General features: G+C 60.3%; 19 protein-coding genes. 3 read left to right on the top strand and 16 right to left on the bottom strand.

The window, feature by feature from the left end:
• Positions 1 to 5: 5 nt before the first annotated feature.
• The 11 genes from feoB to EDC28_RS04925 form a co-directional block, all read right to left on the bottom strand.
• The gene (feoB, locus tag EDC28_RS04975; protein ID WP_123420862.1) at positions 6 to 1850 is read right to left on the bottom strand and encodes a ferrous iron transporter B; all 1845 of its coding nucleotides are present in this window, start codon (positions 1848 to 1850) and stop codon (positions 6 to 8) included.
• Entirely contained in the window at positions 1850 to 2095 is a 246-nt protein-coding gene (locus EDC28_RS04970; protein ID WP_050657581.1) for a FeoA family protein, read from the bottom strand. Before EDC28_RS04970 ends, feoB begins: the two co-directional genes overlap by 1 nt.
• A 159-nt stretch (positions 2096 to 2254) precedes the next feature.
• Positions 2255 to 3172 (bottom strand): LysR family transcriptional regulator, encoded by a 918-nt coding sequence (locus EDC28_RS04965; protein ID WP_050657582.1) that lies wholly within the window; start codon positions 3170 to 3172, stop codon positions 2255 to 2257.
• An 81-nt stretch (positions 3173 to 3253) separates the two neighbouring features.
• Positions 3254 to 3904 (bottom strand): peroxiredoxin-like family protein, encoded by a 651-nt coding sequence (locus EDC28_RS04960; RefSeq protein ID WP_123420861.1) that lies wholly within the window; start codon positions 3902 to 3904, stop codon positions 3254 to 3256.
• A 42-nt stretch (positions 3905 to 3946) separates the two neighbouring features.
• Positions 3947 to 4504 (bottom strand): carboxymuconolactone decarboxylase family protein, encoded by a 558-nt coding sequence (locus EDC28_RS04955; protein WP_050657589.1) that lies wholly within the window; start codon positions 4502 to 4504, stop codon positions 3947 to 3949.
• Between the two features lie 142 nt (positions 4505 to 4646).
• On the bottom strand, positions 4647 to 5297 hold the full coding sequence (locus EDC28_RS04950; RefSeq protein ID WP_123420860.1) for a DsbA family protein: 651 nt from the start codon (positions 5295 to 5297) through the stop codon (positions 4647 to 4649).
• The gene (locus EDC28_RS04945) at positions 5294 to 6430 is read right to left on the bottom strand and encodes an FAD binding domain-containing protein (protein WP_123420859.1); all 1137 of its coding nucleotides are present in this window, start codon (positions 6428 to 6430) and stop codon (positions 5294 to 5296) included. The genes EDC28_RS04950 and EDC28_RS04945 overlap by 4 nt, the downstream gene beginning before the upstream one ends.
• 1 nt (position 6431) lies before the next feature.
• Positions 6432 to 7637, bottom strand: a complete 1206-nt coding sequence (locus tag EDC28_RS04940; protein ID WP_050657592.1) for an MFS transporter — start codon at positions 7635 to 7637, stop codon at positions 6432 to 6434.
• A gap of 4 nt (positions 7638 to 7641) precedes the next feature.
• Positions 7642 to 8760 (bottom strand): alkene reductase, encoded by a 1119-nt coding sequence (locus EDC28_RS04935; protein WP_123420858.1) that lies wholly within the window; start codon positions 8758 to 8760, stop codon positions 7642 to 7644.
• A 29-nt stretch (positions 8761 to 8789) separates the two neighbouring features.
• Positions 8790 to 9428, bottom strand: a complete 639-nt coding sequence (locus EDC28_RS04930; protein WP_123420857.1) for a DsbA family oxidoreductase — start codon at positions 9426 to 9428, stop codon at positions 8790 to 8792.
• Between the two features lie 132 nt (positions 9429 to 9560).
• Positions 9561 to 10463, bottom strand: a complete 903-nt coding sequence (locus EDC28_RS04925) for a LysR family transcriptional regulator (RefSeq protein WP_050657595.1) — start codon at positions 10461 to 10463, stop codon at positions 9561 to 9563.
• A gap of 117 nt (positions 10464 to 10580) precedes the next feature.
• Between EDC28_RS04925 and EDC28_RS04920 the strand changes: the two genes are divergently transcribed.
• Positions 10581 to 11093, top strand: a complete 513-nt coding sequence (locus EDC28_RS04920; RefSeq protein ID WP_148049805.1) for a lectin — start codon at positions 10581 to 10583, stop codon at positions 11091 to 11093.
• On the opposite strand, the gene EDC28_RS04915 is transcribed toward EDC28_RS04920, so the two are convergent.
• The 5 genes from EDC28_RS04915 to queC all read right to left on the bottom strand — a co-directional run bounded on the left by EDC28_RS04915 (position 11090) and on the right by queC (position 13884).
• A complete protein-coding gene (locus tag EDC28_RS04915; RefSeq protein ID WP_050657597.1) occupies positions 11090 to 11353 on the bottom strand; it encodes a Rho-binding antiterminator in 264 nt (87 codons plus the stop codon). The genes EDC28_RS04920 and EDC28_RS04915 overlap by 4 nt on opposite strands.
• Before the next feature lie 3 nt (positions 11354 to 11356).
• Positions 11357 to 12040 carry a hypothetical protein gene (locus tag EDC28_RS04910; protein ID WP_148049804.1) on the bottom strand — a complete coding sequence of 228 codons (684 nt, stop codon included), beginning with the start codon at positions 12038 to 12040 and terminating at the stop codon, positions 11357 to 11359.
• Between the two features lie 2 nt (positions 12041 to 12042).
• Positions 12043 to 12738: an alpha/beta fold hydrolase gene (locus tag EDC28_RS04905; RefSeq protein WP_123420854.1), complete on the bottom strand. Its 696-nt coding sequence runs from the start codon at positions 12736 to 12738 to the stop codon at positions 12043 to 12045.
• A 118-nt stretch (positions 12739 to 12856) separates the two neighbouring features.
• Positions 12857 to 13219, bottom strand: coding sequence for a 6-carboxytetrahydropterin synthase QueD (queD, locus tag EDC28_RS04900; RefSeq protein ID WP_123420853.1), 363 nt, complete (start codon positions 13217 to 13219; stop codon positions 12857 to 12859).
• Positions 13216 to 13884, bottom strand: a complete 669-nt coding sequence (gene queC, locus EDC28_RS04895; protein ID WP_123420852.1) for a 7-cyano-7-deazaguanine synthase QueC — start codon at positions 13882 to 13884, stop codon at positions 13216 to 13218. The genes queD and queC overlap by 4 nt, the downstream gene beginning before the upstream one ends.
• 71 nt (positions 13885 to 13955) lie before the next feature.
• On the opposite strand from queC, the gene queE reads away from it, so the two are divergent.
• Positions 13956 to 14621 (top strand): 7-carboxy-7-deazaguanine synthase QueE, encoded by a 666-nt coding sequence (gene queE, locus EDC28_RS04890; RefSeq protein ID WP_123420851.1) that lies wholly within the window; start codon positions 13956 to 13958, stop codon positions 14619 to 14621.
• A 33-nt stretch (positions 14622 to 14654) separates the two neighbouring features.
• Complete coding sequence (gene corA / locus EDC28_RS04885; RefSeq protein WP_123420850.1) at positions 14655 to 15602, top strand: magnesium/cobalt transporter CorA; 948 nt, start codon at positions 14655 to 14657, stop codon at positions 15600 to 15602.
• Positions 15603 to 15658: the final 56 nt, after the last annotated feature.

The raw sequence follows: 15658 nt of genomic DNA, 5'->3' as shown, positions 1-15658 counted from the left end.
AAATATCACAGTAACCACTCCGCGAGTTGATAGGTGGCCATGGCCGCCAGGTAGGCCAGGGCAAAGAGGTAAACCAGCGCAAAACCCATCACCTTCCAGGAGTTGGTTTCGCGGCGGATCACCGCCAGGGTGGAGATGCACTGGGGCGCAAACACATACCAGGCCAGCAGCGCCAGGGCGGTGGGCAGAGACCAGGTCTGGGCGATCACCTGGCCCAGTTGGTTGGCTATCATGTCTTCGCTGCCGGACATGGCATAGACAGTACCCAGGGCCGACACCGCCACTTCGCGGGCCGCCATGCCGGGCACCAGGGCGATACAAATCTGCCAGTTAAAGCCCACCGGCTCGAAGACATAGGCCAGCCAGTGGCCGATGACCCCGGCAAAGCTGTAATCGATGGCAGGACCCGTTGCCCCCTCGGGAGCGCCGGGGAAGGTGCACAGCACCCACAGCAGCACGGTCAGGGAGAAGATGATGCCCCCCACCCGTTTCAAGAAAATCTTGGCCCGTTGCAGCAGGCCAAAGGCCAGGTCGCGAAGGTGCGGCAGGCGGTAGGCCGGCAACTCCATCAGCAGCGCATGTTCGCGCTTGTCGCGGCGCAGCCATTTCATCACGTAGGCCACCAGCAAGGCGCTCAAGATCCCGGCAAAGTACAGGCAAAACAGCACGATACCTTGCAGGTTAAAGGTGCCGGCCACGGTTTGCTGGGGGATAAAGGCGGCAATGAGCAGGGTATAGACCGGCAGGCGCGCCGAGCAGGTCATCAAGGGCGCCACCAAGATGGTGGTTAAGCGATCGCGCGGGTCGGAGATGGTGCGGGTTGCCATGATGCCGGGAATGGCGCAGGCAAAGCTCGAAAGTAGCGGAATAAAGGCCCGGCCGGTGAGGCCGGCGCGAAACATCATTCGGTCTAGCAGGTAGGCGGCGCGGGGCAGGTAGCCCGACTCTTCCAGCACCAGGATGAAGAAGAACAAAATCAGGATCTGCGGCAAAAACACCAGCACGTTGCCAAGGCCGGCAAAAATGCCGTCGTTAAGCAGGCTAAAAAGGGCGCTGTCTTGAGGCAGAGGGCTGGTGGCCCAGGCCCCAAAGACGCTGATGCCGTCGGTGATGGCGTCCATGGCAGGCTCGGCCCAGGAGAACACCGCCTGGAAGATAAAGAACATCAGCACCGCCAGTACCCCAAGGCCCAGCACCGGGTGCAGGAACAAGGCATCCAGGCGGTCATCGAGGGTGGTGGCCGTTTTGTCGTAGCTCACCACGGTAGCCATCAGGCTACGCACCCGCTGGTGGCGCTCTTCGAGGGTGAGCTCTTCGCTTACTTGGCGACCAGTCCAGTCGGGGCTGTTGAGTTTGTCCACCAGTGCCTTGGCGCCGTCTTTACTGATGGCGACGGTTTCCACCACCGGAATGCCCAGCTCTTTGGACAGCGCCTGGGTGTCGATGCGAATGCCGTGCTTGCGGGCGGTATCCATCATGTTCAGGGCCAGCACCATGGGCCGGCCCAGGGCAATGAGTTCTAGCACAAAGCGCAGGTGCAAACGCAGGTTGGTGGCGTCGGCCACGCACACCAGCACGTCGGGCTCGGCTTCGCCGCGGTATTGGCCGCGCAGCACGTCGCGGGTCACCGCTTCGTCGGGGCTGGTGGCTTCCAGGCTGTAGGCGCCCGGCAAATCAAGGATATGAATACTGCTGCCGTTGGCGGCGTGGTAAATCCCTTCTTTACGTTCGACGGTCACCCCGGCGTAGTTGGCCACCTTCTGGTTGCTGCCGGTCAGTTGGTTGAAGAGGGCGGTTTTGCCGCTGTTGGGGTTACCCACCAGGGCGATACGAAGACTGCTGGCACTCATCAGGATGCGAACTCGGTTTGAATATGGATGCGTTGGGCTTCTTTTTTGCGAAGAGCAAAGCGGGTTGCCCCGACTTGAACCACCAGCGGATTACCGCCCAGCAGGCCCCGGGCCACCACTCGCACCGGCTCACCGGCAACAAAGCCCAGTTCCCGAAGGCGCCTGGCGATGGGGTCCTGCTCGTAGGCGTCTACCACGTCAACAACGATGGCTGGCAGACCTTTTTTTACATCGGCTAGATTCATCTGCTTTTCTTTTGAGCACAAACGCTAATAGTTCTCACTATAAAGGTTTTCTGCGCCAGAGAGAATGCCCAGATTGTCTACCACACTGTCTCGCTCTACTTACAGCCAGGCTGTTAACGGCGCTGAAACTGGTTGATAAATATCCAGTTACATCGTTAGTCACGTTATGGGCGCAGTTACGGGCGGGGCAAAGGGCGGCTCAAACAGCCCTTGGACGAATTCTACAAACAGCCGGGCCTTGGTGGTGCTGTTGCGCCCGGCAGGAAACACCGCCCATAAGTCCACTGGCGGCAATTGCCAGTCGGGCAGTAATACCTCTACCGCTCCCGAGGCCAGCTCTTCGGGGAACATCCACTGTGAGGCGAGGGTCAATCCAAGGCCTGCAAGGACCGCCGCCCTTTGGCCCTGGGCGGCGCTGACTTTGAGCTGGCCTTGCACTTTTACCTGCTGCTCGTTGCCGTCTTTATTGAAACGCCAAACATCAACGGCGTCGCGCTGGCTGTAAATCACCGCCTGGTGACTGGCCAGTTCGGCCGGGCTTTGTGGGCGGCCGTGGTTGGCAATATAAGCCGGGGTGGCCACCACCATCCGTTTGCCGCTGGTGATCTTGCGCGCCACCAGGGAAGAGTCCGCTAGGTTGCCCATGCGCAGCGCCACGTCGATACCTTCTTCAACCAGGTCGATGGCCCTGTCGTCCAGCACCACTTCGATTTGCAAGTCAGGATGGGCGGCCATAAAGGGCCCAAGCCTTGGCACCAGGTGCAGGCTGGCAAAGGTGACGGCGGCACAAATCCGAAGGCGCCCTGTTAGACCACTCCCTGAGCCGCGCGCCAGCACCTGCGCTTCGTTAGCTTCACTGAGGGTGCGCCTGGCCCCTTCATAAAAGGCAAGGCCAGCTTCGGTTGGGGTCAGCCCGCGGGTAGAGCGAATGAGTAAATGCACCGCCAGCTTTTCTTCAAGCTGGGCAATGGTTTTGGACACTGCCGGCTGGCCAACCCCAAGGCGCCTGGCAGCGGCTGAGAAGCTGCCGCTATCGACAACGGCGGTAAAGGTTTCCATGGCGGCCAGCATGTCCATCGGTATGCCCTTTGGGAATAAGTATGAGGCCAGTGTAGGGCCTTTTGCCAAACGGCAAAAGCCGCCCGGGGGCGGCCTGTATTACAGATAAGGCAGCAGATCGCTCGGCTCAGGGCGTTGGGTGTAGTCGGGGTTGACCTCAGCGTAGCGGATGATGCCGTCGCGGCCAATCACATAACGGGCCGGCATGGGTAAGGTCCAGCTGTCATCGCCGTTGACTATCGGCAGGTTGTTACCCAAGGCGCGATAGAGCTCTGCCAGATAGTCAGGCAGGGTAAAGCGCAGCCCGAAGGCCGCAGCCACCTCATTGGCGCTGTCGCTGAGGATGGGAAAATCCAGGCTATTGGTGCGCACCGATTTTCGGCTGTTGACCGGGGTTTGCGGGGAGATGGCCACCAGGTTGGCGCCCAGTTCTTGGTACTGGGGCAGGGCCTGTTGCAGCGCCTGGAGTTCAAAATTGCAGTAGGGGCACCACACGCCTCGGTAAAAGCTCAGCACCAGCGGGCCTTTGGCCAGCAGCTCGCTGCTGCTCACCGCCTTGCCCTCTGGGTCTGGCAAGGTAAAGGCCGGGGCCTTGTCGCCAGCTTTAAGGGCGCGGTCTGCGGCGCCGCTGGCAATCAGCTCTTTAGTGGCGCGCTCCATAATGGGGTGAATGTGGGCCGGGGCATTGTAGGGCGGCTTACCGGCTTTGAAGTCAGCCTTGAAGGCGTCGAGTTTGGCTTGCAGGGTCATGGCGTTCTCCTTTAATGATGGCCCCTGGCGGGGCCAACTTGGTCAGGCGGTGGGTTTGGTCCACTCGTTGCCTTTCATGAAGTCGTCCAGGGGGGTGTGAACGATGTGGTTGGTGTAGTTGCTCAGTAGCTTGGTGGCGGTGCCGAGGATGACCTCCAGCACGTTTTGACGGGTAAAGCCGGCGGCCAGAAACTGCTCGACGGCGGCGTCGCCTACAAAGCCGCGCTCTTGCACCACGGCTTTGGCAAACTGGTGCAGGGCTTCAAGGCGAGGGTCGGGCAGCTCAAAGCCGTCGCGCAGCGCATCGATAACGGCGGGATCCATTTTCTGCATCTGGGCCAGGGTGGTGTGGCCGGCCATGCAGTAGTGGCAGTTGTTCTCGAAGTTATTGGTCAGATACACCACTTGTTGCTCATGGGCGCTGAGGGTGGACTTGCCAAACAGATCCCAAAGGGCGCCGTAGCCGGCCAGCAGCTCAGGAGACTCGGCCATGTAGCCTTGCAGGTTGGGCACAAAGCCAAAGGCTTTTTTGGTGGCGGCCAGCAGCGGTTTGGCGGTTTGCGGTGCGTTGTCTTCGTTGTAGCGAGTGAAAGTGGTCATGGTATTTGCCTCGGTGTGTGTAATTGACGGGGTCATTGTGGCTCTGGCCGGGTGGCGCCGGTAGCGAGGTGACGGCGATATCATTCATTCCAGCGAGGAATGACTGGCGGCAAAAAAAGCCCGGGCACTGGCCCGGGCTTTTTTACTCGGCGCTGCCTTGCAGCGCTTTTTGCAAGTCGGCTTTAAAAAGCGCCGGGCGGCTAAGGTAATGGCCAAAGGGAAATACCTGCCATTGACCGTCCTGCTCCAGCGCAAAGCCCGGCACGCCTCTAAGGCCAAGCTGGCCTACCATGGCGCGGGTGTCGTTGATGTGGCTATCCACCTGGCCAAGGGCCTGGCTGTAAGCGGCTTCAAAGGCGCCTTGGTCAAGGCCCAGTGCGGTGGCTTCTTTTAGCAGCTCATCGAACTCGGCAATGGGCCGGCCTTGCTGGTAGTAGGCCAGTTGCAGCCTTTTGAGCATGGCCACCCCAAGACCGCCCAGGGCCTCGGCAGCCATCATGGCAGCGATGGGCGGATCGGAGTCCAGGCGCACCTCGGTGCTTTCCAGCACGTTTTGCAAATAGGCCGGGGAGAAGATTTGTTTGCTGTAGGCGGTGATGCGCTCTTCATGGGGGCGCACAAAGTCGCGCCACTGCGGTGAGGTCAGCTTGCTGTCCGGCCCCGATACCAGGCCGTAGCCATGGGCGTTGATGGCAAGGCCCTCTATCTCGCTGGCGGCCGACACCATGGGGGCGGCGCCATAGCACCAGCCGCAGAAGGGGTCGTAAAGGTAATGCAGGGTTGCGGTGTTCATTTGGCACCTCCTTTGGAGTGAGTAATCGCCATCAGGCGGTTACCCATACGCACGCCCCAGTCCACCATGCGTTGGCCCTCGGTCAGCTGCTGCTGTTGCCACTGGGCCAGGGCCGGTTCAAGGGCGCTGTGATTTTGAAGAGCCCGGGCTAAAGCCAGGGCATTGGCGGCAGCTTTGGCGGTGCTGCCGGCGGTATGAGGGCGGGGAATAAAGGCGGCATCGCCCAGCAGCAAGGCCCGGCCAAAGACCATGCGCGGCACTTTCAGGTCCAAAATGGCTTGCACGAAGAGGTCGTCGGTCAGGCGCACCAGTTCTTTAAAAGCGGGGTTGAGCTGGGTGTCGGCCAAGGCGCGAAAACGGCTCTCTTCACTGGCGGCCAGCAGGCCAGGCGGCACCGAATGGCCCCGGCGAACACCGTTTTTGTCGGTAAGGGCCGCCTCAAGCGCTTCGCCTTCGGCCTTGATGTACCAAAGCCAGTTGTTGCGTCTAAGGCCTGGGGTTAGCTCGCTGTGGCTGCCGGGAACCTTGTACTGGAGCATCAACGACTCGGGGTTTTGCTGGAACACAAAATCATCGCCAAGGGCCTTGACGACAGAATCCGGCAAGCGGTGCTCGTCTACCAAGCCGCGCCACACCAGATAACCGGCGTATTGTGGCGCCAGCCCCGGCAGCAGCTGGCTGCGCACTGCCGAGCCGGGGCCGTCGGCGCCAATCAGCAGGTCGCCTGTGGCCTCGCGCCCATCGCTAAAGAAAGCCCTGACGCCGTGCTCGTCTTGCTCAAAGTGGCTGAGCTCGGCGCCCTGGTGGTAATGGGCGCTGTCCAGCGCACCCTTGAGATAGCCATACAGCAGGTTCCAGGACGTTTGCATCTGGGGCTGGCGAGCGTTACCTATCATCAGCCCTGATGCGTCCAGATATTGGCGGCCCGGCGCCGTTACCCCCAACTCGCCGCTGGGGCGGATGCTTGAGAAAACAAAGGCTTCTACCACTTCCGGCTGCAGGACTATGCCACCACCACGGCTGTCCAGTTCAGACTCGGAGCGCTCAAACACCTCAACTTGCCAGCCGATGGCTGTTAATGCGTTGGCGGTAAAAAGGCCGGCCAGTGAACCGCCGATGATGATGGCTTTCATGTCAGGCTCCCTTTACCGCAATCGGGGCTGATGCTGAGACTTTCAGGAACACCAGCAGGGCGATAACCGGCATGGCAGCCCCGGCCAGGGCAACCCCGGTCCAACCGGCATGTTCATAAAGGCTGCCGGCCACCGAGGAGCCCACGGCGCCGCCGATAAAGATGCTGGTCATGTAAAGGGCGTTGAGGCGGCCACGGCTGGCCGGATCTAGGGCGTAGACGGCCCGTTGGCCCAGCACCATGTTCATCTGCACCGCAAAGTCCAGCAGCACCCCGGTGATGGCCAGGGCCACCACGCCAAAGGACAGATGCAGTTGCAGCGCCACGAGGCCCGGTACAAAGGCCACCACAGCCAGCAGCTTGGCAAAGTGCGACAAGCGCTGGGTGTGGCCGGCATCGGCCAGACGCCCGGCAATGGGAGCCGCGATGGCGCCCATGGCGCCCACCAGGGCAAAGACGGCAATTTGCGCTTGGCTCAGGCCGTACTCGCGGGCCAAGGCGATGGGTGAGGCGGTCCAGAACAGGCTGAAGGCGGCAAACATCAGCGCCTGGTACAAGGCGCGCTGGCGCAGTACCGGGTGGCGCTGAAAAAGATGCCACAAGGAGGCCAGCAGGGCGCCGTAGCTGGCGCTATGGCTTGGTTTGCGCTGCGGCATAAAGAGTGCCACGGCGATGGCTACCACCACCATCACCCCGGCCGCCACCATAAATACGGCGCGCCAGCCAAAGAAATTGGCCACCAGGCTGGATGCGGGCCTGGCCAGCAAAATGCCCAGCAGCAGGCCGCTCATGATACTGCCGACCACCCGGCCACGGCTTTCCTCACTGGTGAGGTGGGCGGCCAGGGGAATGATCATCTGCACCGCGACCGAGCTCAGGCCAATCAGCACCGAGGTCAACAACAAGGTGCTGGGATGGGCGGCAAAGGCGGTGCCTAAAAGGCTTGCAAAACTTACCGCCAGGGTGGCGAGGATAAGCTTGCGGTTCTCCACCAAATCGGCCAGCGGCACCAGGAAGAACAGGCCCACGGCGTAGCCGATTTGGGTTAATGACACCACCAGGCTGGCGGTGCTGTTAGTGAGGTTGGCATCGGGCGCCATCAGCTCGATGATCGGCTGGGCGTAGTAAATGTTGGCGACGATGGCGCCACAACAAAACGCGAACAGCGCAATAAGGCCGCGGCTCATGGTTTGGGATGGGGTGCTCATGGGATTACTCCTGTGCCCAAGCGGGATAGTCGATGTAGCCTGTGGCGTCGCCGCCAAAGAAGGTGGCGCTGTCACCGGCGTTCAGAGCCAGGCCGTCAAACAGGCGGCGCGGCAGATCCGGGTTAGCAATAAAAGGTCGGCCAAAGGCGATGATGTCGGCGCGGCCATCGGCCAGGGCCTGCTCGGCGCTTTTCGCGTCATAACCGCCAGCCAGCATCAGCACGCCACGGTAGTCCTGGCGCAGCTGATGGATGATGGCGTCCCAGCGCGGGTCGATGTTGTCGTCACGTACCGTGCCCACCATCACCGGCTCAACCAGGTGCAGGTAAGCCAGGGATTTGTCGTTCAGGGCGCGGGCGATGTAGCCGAAGGTTTGTTCGGGGGTGTCGTCGCCCATACCCATAAAGCGGCCCATGGGGGTCAGGCGCACCGCCACTTTGCCCGGGCCCAGCAACTCGACCAGGGCATCAACAATCTCCAGCAGCAGGCGGGCGCGGTTTTCAATGCTGCCGCCGTATTGGTCGTCCCTTAGGTTGGAGGCGCTGTTGATGAACTGGTCCAGCAAGTAACCGTTACCGGCGTGGATCTCCACCCCGTCCATGCCGGCGGCCATGGCATTAAGGGCGGCCTGGCGGTAATCGGCAACAATGGCGTCGATACCGCTGATACTCAGCGCTTCTGGCACCGGCACATCAGCCCAAATGCCTTCGCCGTTGGCATCGGTAATAAAGGTTTTACCGGGCGCGGCTTGGGCGCTGGGGGCCACCGGCGGGCGGCCACCGGGTTGGAACTGCGGGTGCGACACCCGGCCAACGTGCCAAAGCTGCATGAAAATACGGCCATGGGCTTGATGGACAGCCTCGCTTACCTTGGCCCAGCCATCAATCTGTACCTTGGTATGAATTCCGGGGGTCCAGGCATAACCCTGGCCTTGTTGGGAGATCTGGGTGGCCTCGGTGATGATCAGTGCCGCGCTGGCGCGCTGACGGTAGTACTCCACGTTCATGGCGGTGGGTACGTTACCCGGCTGGCCAGCCCGCGAGCGAGTCAAAGGGGCCATGGCGACCCGGTGGGGCAGCGTCAGGGTACCTACGTTGATGGGTTGCTTAAGTTGTGCGGTCATAGCGAAGTCCTCAAAAAGGGCAGTCAGGGTTAAAGGGGAGAGCGGGTAATGGCGCGGCGAAACACGCTGATCGGCTGCGCGCCGGTGACCCGGTGGCCGTCGATATCAACGAGCGGCACCTTGTCGATACTTGGCTTTCGGCTTTCAGCCAGCAGTACGCGAAGTTCACTAAGCCCTTGGGCTTTGTTAAGGGCGTTGAGGCAGGCCTTTGCGTCAAGCCCCACGCTGGCGGCGATGTCGGCCAGCACTTGGTGCTTGCCAATATCCAGGCCCAGGTGGAAATAACCGTGGTAAATGGCCTCCACCAATGCCGAGGTTTTGGCCGGGGCAGATTGCTGGGTTTGCCACACCAAAAGGTGCGCGGCGAGGGTTTGGGGCACGGTGCTGATGCGGTCAAAGCGAAATTCCAGGCCTTGCTCTTGGCCTGCGGCACTGACCTGGGCGTCCAGCAATTGGGCGCGGGCCCAGCTGCCGGCCTTGGCGGTGCAGTAATAGCGCCGCTCTATGCCTTGGGGTTGGATGCTGGGGTTTTGCAAAAAAGGCCGGTAATGAAGCTGTGCTTGCTGCAAGGCACCGGCTTCGTCAAGGGCCTGGTGCAGGCGGTGCTCGGCAATCCAGCACCAGGGACTGGTAAAGTCGCCAAAGACTTCAATGGATAAAGGGCGCATCGCAGGCTCACTCCGGGGTTGTCGGGATGGGCCTAAGGTAGGTGTTGCGCCTTTTGCTGAGAATCGGGCGGGCGGGCAAGGTTGCTTTGCATAAAAGGCAAAGCCATTGCCGCCACTGGCTTTGGGGCGAGGTTAGGCGTCTTCGAGGATGCCGGAAATAAACTCGATAAAGGCCTTAACGCGCTTTGACCCCCGATGATTGGGCAGATAAAGGGCGCTGATGGCGGCGCTGGCGTTGTTGGGATTAACGGTAAAATCGTGAAAAAGCTGGGTCAGCAGGCCGCTTTCAACGTCGTTATAAGCCAGCCAGTCGGGCAGCAGCGCCACCCCGTAGCCGGAGCGAGCCAGCTCTTGCAGCACTTCGATATTGTTGCTTTTGGTGCGGCCCTGCACCGGAATGCGCCATTGCTGGCCATCCTTTTCAAAGGTCCACACCTGGTTGGCGGCGCCGTAGTTAAAACGCAGGCATTCATGGCTGCTAAGGGCCTGTGGCTCTTGCGGCTCGCCGCAGCGCTCTAGGTATTCGGAGCTTGCCACCACCAGCCGTTTGAAGTGTCCTACCGGGCGGCTTATCACCTCTTCCATGGGCGCCGGGGAGCCCAGGCGGATGGATAAATCCACCCGTTCGGCAAAAAGATCAACAATCTCGTCAGTCAGGGTGATATCCAGCTCCAGGCGCGGGTAGCGGGCCAAAAAGCGGCCTAGATGGGGGGCGATAATGGCGCGGCCAAAGGCGGAGGGCACCGAAACCCGCAATGGCCCAGAAGGCTCTTCCTGGCTGTCTTTGATGGCGGTGTCGGCTTCTACCACGCTGTCGAGAATGTGGCGGGCACTGAGGTAATAGGCCATGCCGGCTTCCGATACGGTCACCTGGCGGGTGGAGCGATTGAGCAGCACGGTGCCGAGCTCTGCCTCCAGGGCGTCTACCATCCGCGATACCGACGAGGTGGCGATATCCAATTTGCGGGCGGCGGCCGAGAAGCCTTTGGCGTCAACGGTCTCAACAAACATGCGCATGGCAAGCAGCTTATCCATGGCTTTCCTTGGCAAAAGCACAGGCTGCCATGGTAGCAGTATTGTTAGGGCGATATTCACATCATATTGAAATCACACTGTTAACTTAGGGTTGGTGTGATTTGCAGGGAGAGCCGGATGAAACCATTAGTGTGGATGATGCCGCTGGTGTTGGCGGCCTGTGCGCTTAACCCAAAGCCGCAACCGGTCACGGTGGACGGCTTTGCCAAGGCCCGATTTGGCGACACCCTGTCCACCTTGAAAAAGGCAGTGGGCAAACCCCTTTACGGCGGTAGCGATAGCGCCGCCCAGTGCCAGATGCTGTTTGAAAACCCCGACGCCAGCCAGCAATTTGGCCTGGCCTTTATGGTGGAAAACGGCCGCTTTGTGCGCCTGGATGTGGACAGCCCCGGCTACCTGAGCCCCGGCGGCATCAAGGTGGGCGACCCCCTTGCCAAGGCCGAGCAGGTATTTGCTGGCCGCAGTGAAACCCTGCCCCATAAATACCAGGCTGGCGCCCAACTGCTGGTGGTGAGCGACCCTGCCTGGCAAGGCAAAAAGCTGGTGTTTGAGGCCGGCGCCGATGGTCTGGTGCGCAGCTGGCGCTTAGGCGTGATGCCGGCGGTGCTGTATATGGAGCGCTGCGGCTAAGGGGCCAGCACAACCCGGCCAAAGCGGGCGCCGCTATCCAAAGGGGTAATGGCGGTGATGGCATCGAGGCGGTACTCACGTGTCGCCTCGCCGTTTTGCAGGGTTAAAAACTCTTCGCCCCCTTGCACCCGGGTAGTGAGGGCCTTGGCCTCAAACGTCTGGCCCGAGGCCAGCTCCACCTGCAGCCGGTAGCCAAAGAGGCAGGCGATTTCCAGGTAGTCGTAAAGGTCGCAACGGATGGGCTGGTAGGGGGGCTTCAAGGTTTAGACCTCCAAGACGAAGTGGTCCGCCGGGCGATGCCAGGTTTTCACCGCTTCTGCCAGCACGAACATCCACAGCGCCAGCAGTATCAGTTGTAGCACCATATCCAGCACGGCGAGGCTCTCGCCAAGGGGCAGGTAGCCAAGCGCCGCCATAACAAGCTCCCCAAGCATTTTTTCCATAAACACCAACAGCCCCAGGGCCAGCCAGTGCTGTCTGCCCACCTTAAAGCCTTGGCGAAGCCCGGCTACCCCGTTTATCGCCACCAGCGGCAGCACCGGGTAAAAAGCGCCGAGCAGGGCATAGGCCAGCCATTTGGCGAGGTTGATGGCAAAACTTGGCGAGGTTATCTCGGCGAAAAGCCCGGTAGCCAGCAGCGGCACTTGCATCACCAGCAAGGTAGCGAAGGTTAGCGCCACGCTGGCAAGGCCCAGCAGCAGGGCGCGCCCGGCAAGGCTGGGCAGCGGCTGGTCTTTTGCGGATAGCGCAAAACGCAGGCATTGCAGGCAATAGATCAGAGTCACCACCAGGCCTGCCACCCGGGCAGCAACGGCAAGGGCCGCTGTGGTGGCAGCCAGGGCCAGCAGCACTTGCACCAACCCCAGAGCCCCTAATTGATAGCGCTGGGATCGCGCCAATAAAAAAGGCGTGACACAGCCGCGCTGCACTATGGCCCACAGTGCCATGGTCAGTCGGTAATGAGGGTGGTGAGCAGTGTGGCCAGCTTTTGGGGCTGCTCCAGAGGCAGCATATGGCCGCTGTCTGAAACCTCTTCAAAGTGGCTATGGCCGATGCGCTGGTGCATTACCTTGAGGGCTTCAACAGAAGCCATACGGTCATCGCTGCTGGCAATGATGTTGATGGGGAAGGGGGCCTTGGCCAGCGCTGGGCGCAAGTCGGGGCGGTTGGAGGCGGCCATCATGTGATAGCGCACCACCGAGCCGCCCAAATCTTGCTCCATCTCACGGATGGTGGCCTTGGCCTCGACGGCCAACGGGCTTTTGTCGCCCACCATCATCGCCAAGCGCGCCTCAGACATGGGCTTGAACTGACCCCGCTCCAGGCTTTTGATGATCTGGGCCCGCTGGGCCTCTTCCTGGGGGCTAAGGCCGGCGGCATCAAAACCAATCAGGGTCAGTGAGGCCACCTGCGCCGGGTTATCCAGGGCAAAACGGCTGGCAATGTAACCGCCCATGGAAAAGCCCAGCAGATGCACCTTGTCGCCCTCGGCGCCGTAGTCGGCCAAGGACAGCATCTGCTCCAGGGTCTCGGCCCATTGCAGCGGTACATAACGCCTGTCGTCGATGCTCATCAGCCGCCAAAGGGGCAGGAAGACGCGCTCATCACACTGGGTGCCGGGAAAGAACAACAGGGGTAAGGTCATGGATTGGAACCGCAAAAAACAGGTGGCCGATTAGTAACATAGCCGGGCTGTAAGTGCCAGGCCAAGGGCGCTGGCGCCCGGCAGCGGGCATAAAAAAGGCCGCAGCGCGGCCCATTTATCAGTTGCCGTTATAAAGGCAACCAGAGGTGCAGGTTTCCCGTACCCAAATCGCAGAAAGCAGCGGCAGTTTGGGGGCGAGCTGGTCCCAAATCCATTTGGCCAGTACTTCTGAGGTGGGGTTTTCCAGGCCTTCAATCTCGTTGAGATAGCAGTGGTCGAGCTGGTCAATCAGCGGTTTGACCACGGCTTTGAGGTCGGCAAAGTCCATCACCCAGCCGGTGTAAGGGTCCACTTCGCCGGTTACTTCCACCCGCACCCCGAAGGTGTGGCCGTGGAGGTTGCCGCACTTGTGGCCGGCCGGTACGTGGGGCAGGCGGTGGGCGGAGTCGAAGGAAAAGTCTTTGTACAGCGTCTGTTTCATAACATCTCACGGGTCAGGTAAGGCAGGGGATCTTCCAGGTGGTTTTCGCGGAAGGCTTCCAGCCTTTCCTGACAGGCGCCACAGCGGCCACAAGCCGCCTCGCCGCCCTGGTAGCAGGTCCAGGTATTCTCGTAACTGAGCCCCATCTTCAGGCCGTCGGTGAGGATCTCACCTTTGGTGGCCAGCAGGTAGGGGGTTTCGATGCTCACCGGCTCGTAGTTGGCCACTTGCGATACGGCGTTCATGGCGTTGACGAACTCGGGGCGGCAGTCGGGGTAGATGGCGTGGTCGCCGCCATGGGCACCGTAGTAGACCTTGTCGGCGCCAATGCTCACCGCCTTGCCGATGGCCAAGGAGAGCAAAATCATGTTGCGGTTGGGCACCACGGTTTGCTTCATGTTGTCCTCATGATAGTGGCCTTCTGGCATGGCGATATCCGAGGTCAGCGCCGAGTTGGCAATCAGGCTCTGAATGGCGCTGATGTCCACTACCTCATGGGCAATGCCGAGCGCGGCGGTCACCTTGGCGGCCACTTGCAGCTCCTTCACATGGCGCTGGCCATAATTGAACGACAACGCATGGACTTCATGCCCGTCGTTAATGGCCTTGTGCAGCAATGTGAACGAATCCATGCCGCCGGAATAGATGACTACAACTTTGCTCATGACGCCTCACCTCGGTTGGGGCCAGCATTTTATGGTAGCATCCGCCCCCTCTCAACCTTGAGGCACAAAAGATGCGCTATCCGGTCAATGAAATTTTCGAAACCTTGCAAGGTGAAGGCCGTTTTACCGGGATGCCGGCCATCTTTGTGCGTCTGCAAGGCTGCCCTGTGGGGTGCAGTTGGTGCGATACCAAACACACCTGGGAGCAAAACAGCGAAGACGAGCGCCCGCTGGGCGACATTCTGGTGAAAACCGCTGCCACCAGCTGCTGGGCCTGGGCGACACCCGAGGCGATGCTGGCCACCTTTGCCGAGCGCGGCTTTAACGCCAAACTGGTGGTTATTACCGGCGGCGAGCCCTGCATGTTTGACTTGGTGCCGCTTTGCGAGGCGCTGCACAGCGCCGGCTACAGCACCCAAATCGAGACCTCCGGCACCTTTGAAATCAACGTGCCTCAAGAGACTGTCATCACCCTGTCGCCAAAAGTGGGTATGAAAGGAGGCTACGCCATCCTCGATTCGGCCCTGGAGCGGGCCGATGATATCAAGCACCCGGTAGCCCGGGAGCGCGACATCGAGGAATTGGACGCCCTTTTGGCCCGCTGCAGCAGCGACAAACCGGTGTATTTGCAGCCGGTAAGCCAAGGGAAACGGGCCACAAAGCTTTGTATAACGACTTGTATCAAAAGGAATTGGCGCTTGTCGGTTCAGTTACACAAGTACCTTGGCATAGAATAAGCTAGCTAAATTACCTCCCGCCAGGAAGCGCCTATGATCAATGCCTATGTGCGCAACGGCCAGATGCTGGACGTACAAGAACTTTCCATCGAGGACCGTCTCCCTGCCCACACCCTGTGGCTGGACGTGTTCAAACCCACCGACGAAGAGCGTCAGTGGATGTCGACCTATTTCCAGGAAGAAGTACCGGAAGAGGACGACATCAACGAAATCGAGGCTTCGGCCCGTTTCTACTCCGACAAAGACGGCCTGCATATCGTCTCTTTGTTCCCGCACCGGGTCGGCAAAGAGCTGCGCGGTGTCAACGTGTCCTTCACCCTGCGTGACAACCTGCTCATTACCCTGCGCGAAGAAGACCTGGGGTTGATGCGGCTGTTTCGGGCCTACCTGCGCCAAAACAAGCTGGAAGCCACCGATCCGGCCTCCTTGCTGGTGGAAATGCTAATCCTCAAGGTGGAATACCTCTCTGACCTCCTCGAAGACGTCTACACCGTACTGGAACAGACCGGCCAAGAGGTCTTCGAAGCGGAAGAGCTGGACGAGATCTTAAAGAACATCACGGTGCAGGAAGACATCAACGGCAAAATTCGTTTGAGTCTTTTGGATACCCAGCGCTCTTTGCGCTTTCTTACCCGCAACCAGCGGGGCCGGTTGGATGAAGAAAACCGAAAAGAAATCAAAGATATGCTGCAGGATATCGAGTCCCTGCTGCCCCATACCCAGTTTTTGTTCGACAAAATCAACTTCCTGCTGGACGCGGCCATGGGCTTTACCAGCCTCAAGCAGAACAAGATCATCAAGATCTTCTCGGTTGCCGCCGTGGTGTTCCTGCCGCCCACCGTGATTGCCTCGGCCTACGGCATGAACTTTGACATCATGCCCGAGCTGCACTGGCACTACGGCTACCCCCTGGCCATTGCCCTGATGTTCGCCTCCGCTGCCGGCACCTACTTTTTCTTTAAGCGAAAAGGCTGGCTCTAAGCGAAAAAAGCCCGGCGACGCCGGGTTTTTTATTGCTTTTTCAGGGTATTGTCGCG

The sequence above is a fragment of the Gallaecimonas pentaromativorans genome (assembly GCF_003751625.1).
GTDB lineage: Bacteria > Pseudomonadota > Gammaproteobacteria > Enterobacterales > Gallaecimonadaceae > Gallaecimonas > Gallaecimonas pentaromativorans.
Note: the sequence above shows the minus strand (reverse complement) of the source record. Positions and strands in the feature narration are given on the sequence as shown.

Excerpts from the sequence above, each read along its gene's own strand:
- EDC28_RS04920 (WP_148049805.1), top strand. The coding sequence starts at position 10,581 with ATGAAACCATTAGTGTGGATGATGCCGCTGGTGTTGGCGGCCTGTGCG.
- EDC28_RS04930 (WP_123420857.1), bottom strand. The coding sequence starts at position 9,428 with ATGCGCCCTTTATCCATTGAAGTCTTTGGCGACTTTACCAGTCCCTGG.
- EDC28_RS04925 (WP_050657595.1), bottom strand. The coding sequence starts at position 10,463 with ATGGATAAGCTGCTTGCCATGCGCATGTTTGTTGAGACCGTTGACGCC.
- EDC28_RS04955 (WP_050657589.1), bottom strand. The coding sequence starts at position 4,504 with ATGACCACTTTCACTCGCTACAACGAAGACAACGCACCGCAAACCGCC.
- queE (WP_123420851.1), top strand. The coding sequence starts at position 13,956 with ATGCGCTATCCGGTCAATGAAATTTTCGAAACCTTGCAAGGTGAAGGC.
- queD (WP_123420853.1), bottom strand. The coding sequence starts at position 13,219 with ATGAAACAGACGCTGTACAAAGACTTTTCCTTCGACTCCGCCCACCGC.
- EDC28_RS04940 (WP_050657592.1), bottom strand. The coding sequence starts at position 7,637 with ATGAGCACCCCATCCCAAACCATGAGCCGCGGCCTTATTGCGCTGTTC.
- corA (WP_123420850.1), top strand. The coding sequence starts at position 14,655 with ATGATCAATGCCTATGTGCGCAACGGCCAGATGCTGGACGTACAAGAA.
- EDC28_RS04905 (WP_123420854.1), bottom strand. The coding sequence starts at position 12,738 with ATGACCTTACCCCTGTTGTTCTTTCCCGGCACCCAGTGTGATGAGCGC.
- EDC28_RS04965 (WP_050657582.1), bottom strand. The coding sequence starts at position 3,172 with ATGGACATGCTGGCCGCCATGGAAACCTTTACCGCCGTTGTCGATAGC.
- EDC28_RS04970 (WP_050657581.1), bottom strand. The coding sequence starts at position 2,095 with ATGAATCTAGCCGATGTAAAAAAAGGTCTGCCAGCCATCGTTGTTGAC.
- feoB (WP_123420862.1), bottom strand. The coding sequence starts at position 1,850 with ATGAGTGCCAGCAGTCTTCGTATCGCCCTGGTGGGTAACCCCAACAGC.
- queC (WP_123420852.1), bottom strand. The coding sequence starts at position 13,884 with ATGAGCAAAGTTGTAGTCATCTATTCCGGCGGCATGGATTCGTTCACA.
- EDC28_RS04950 (WP_123420860.1), bottom strand. The coding sequence starts at position 5,297 with ATGAACACCGCAACCCTGCATTACCTTTACGACCCCTTCTGCGGCTGG.
- EDC28_RS04945 (WP_123420859.1), bottom strand. The coding sequence starts at position 6,430 with ATGAAAGCCATCATCATCGGCGGTTCACTGGCCGGCCTTTTTACCGCC.
- EDC28_RS04960 (WP_123420861.1), bottom strand. The coding sequence starts at position 3,904 with ATGACCCTGCAAGCCAAACTCGACGCCTTCAAGGCTGACTTCAAAGCC.
- EDC28_RS04935 (WP_123420858.1), bottom strand. The coding sequence starts at position 8,760 with ATGACCGCACAACTTAAGCAACCCATCAACGTAGGTACCCTGACGCTG.
- EDC28_RS04910 (WP_148049804.1), bottom strand. The coding sequence starts at position 12,040 with ATGGCACTGTGGGCCATAGTGCAGCGCGGCTGTGTCACGCCTTTTTTA.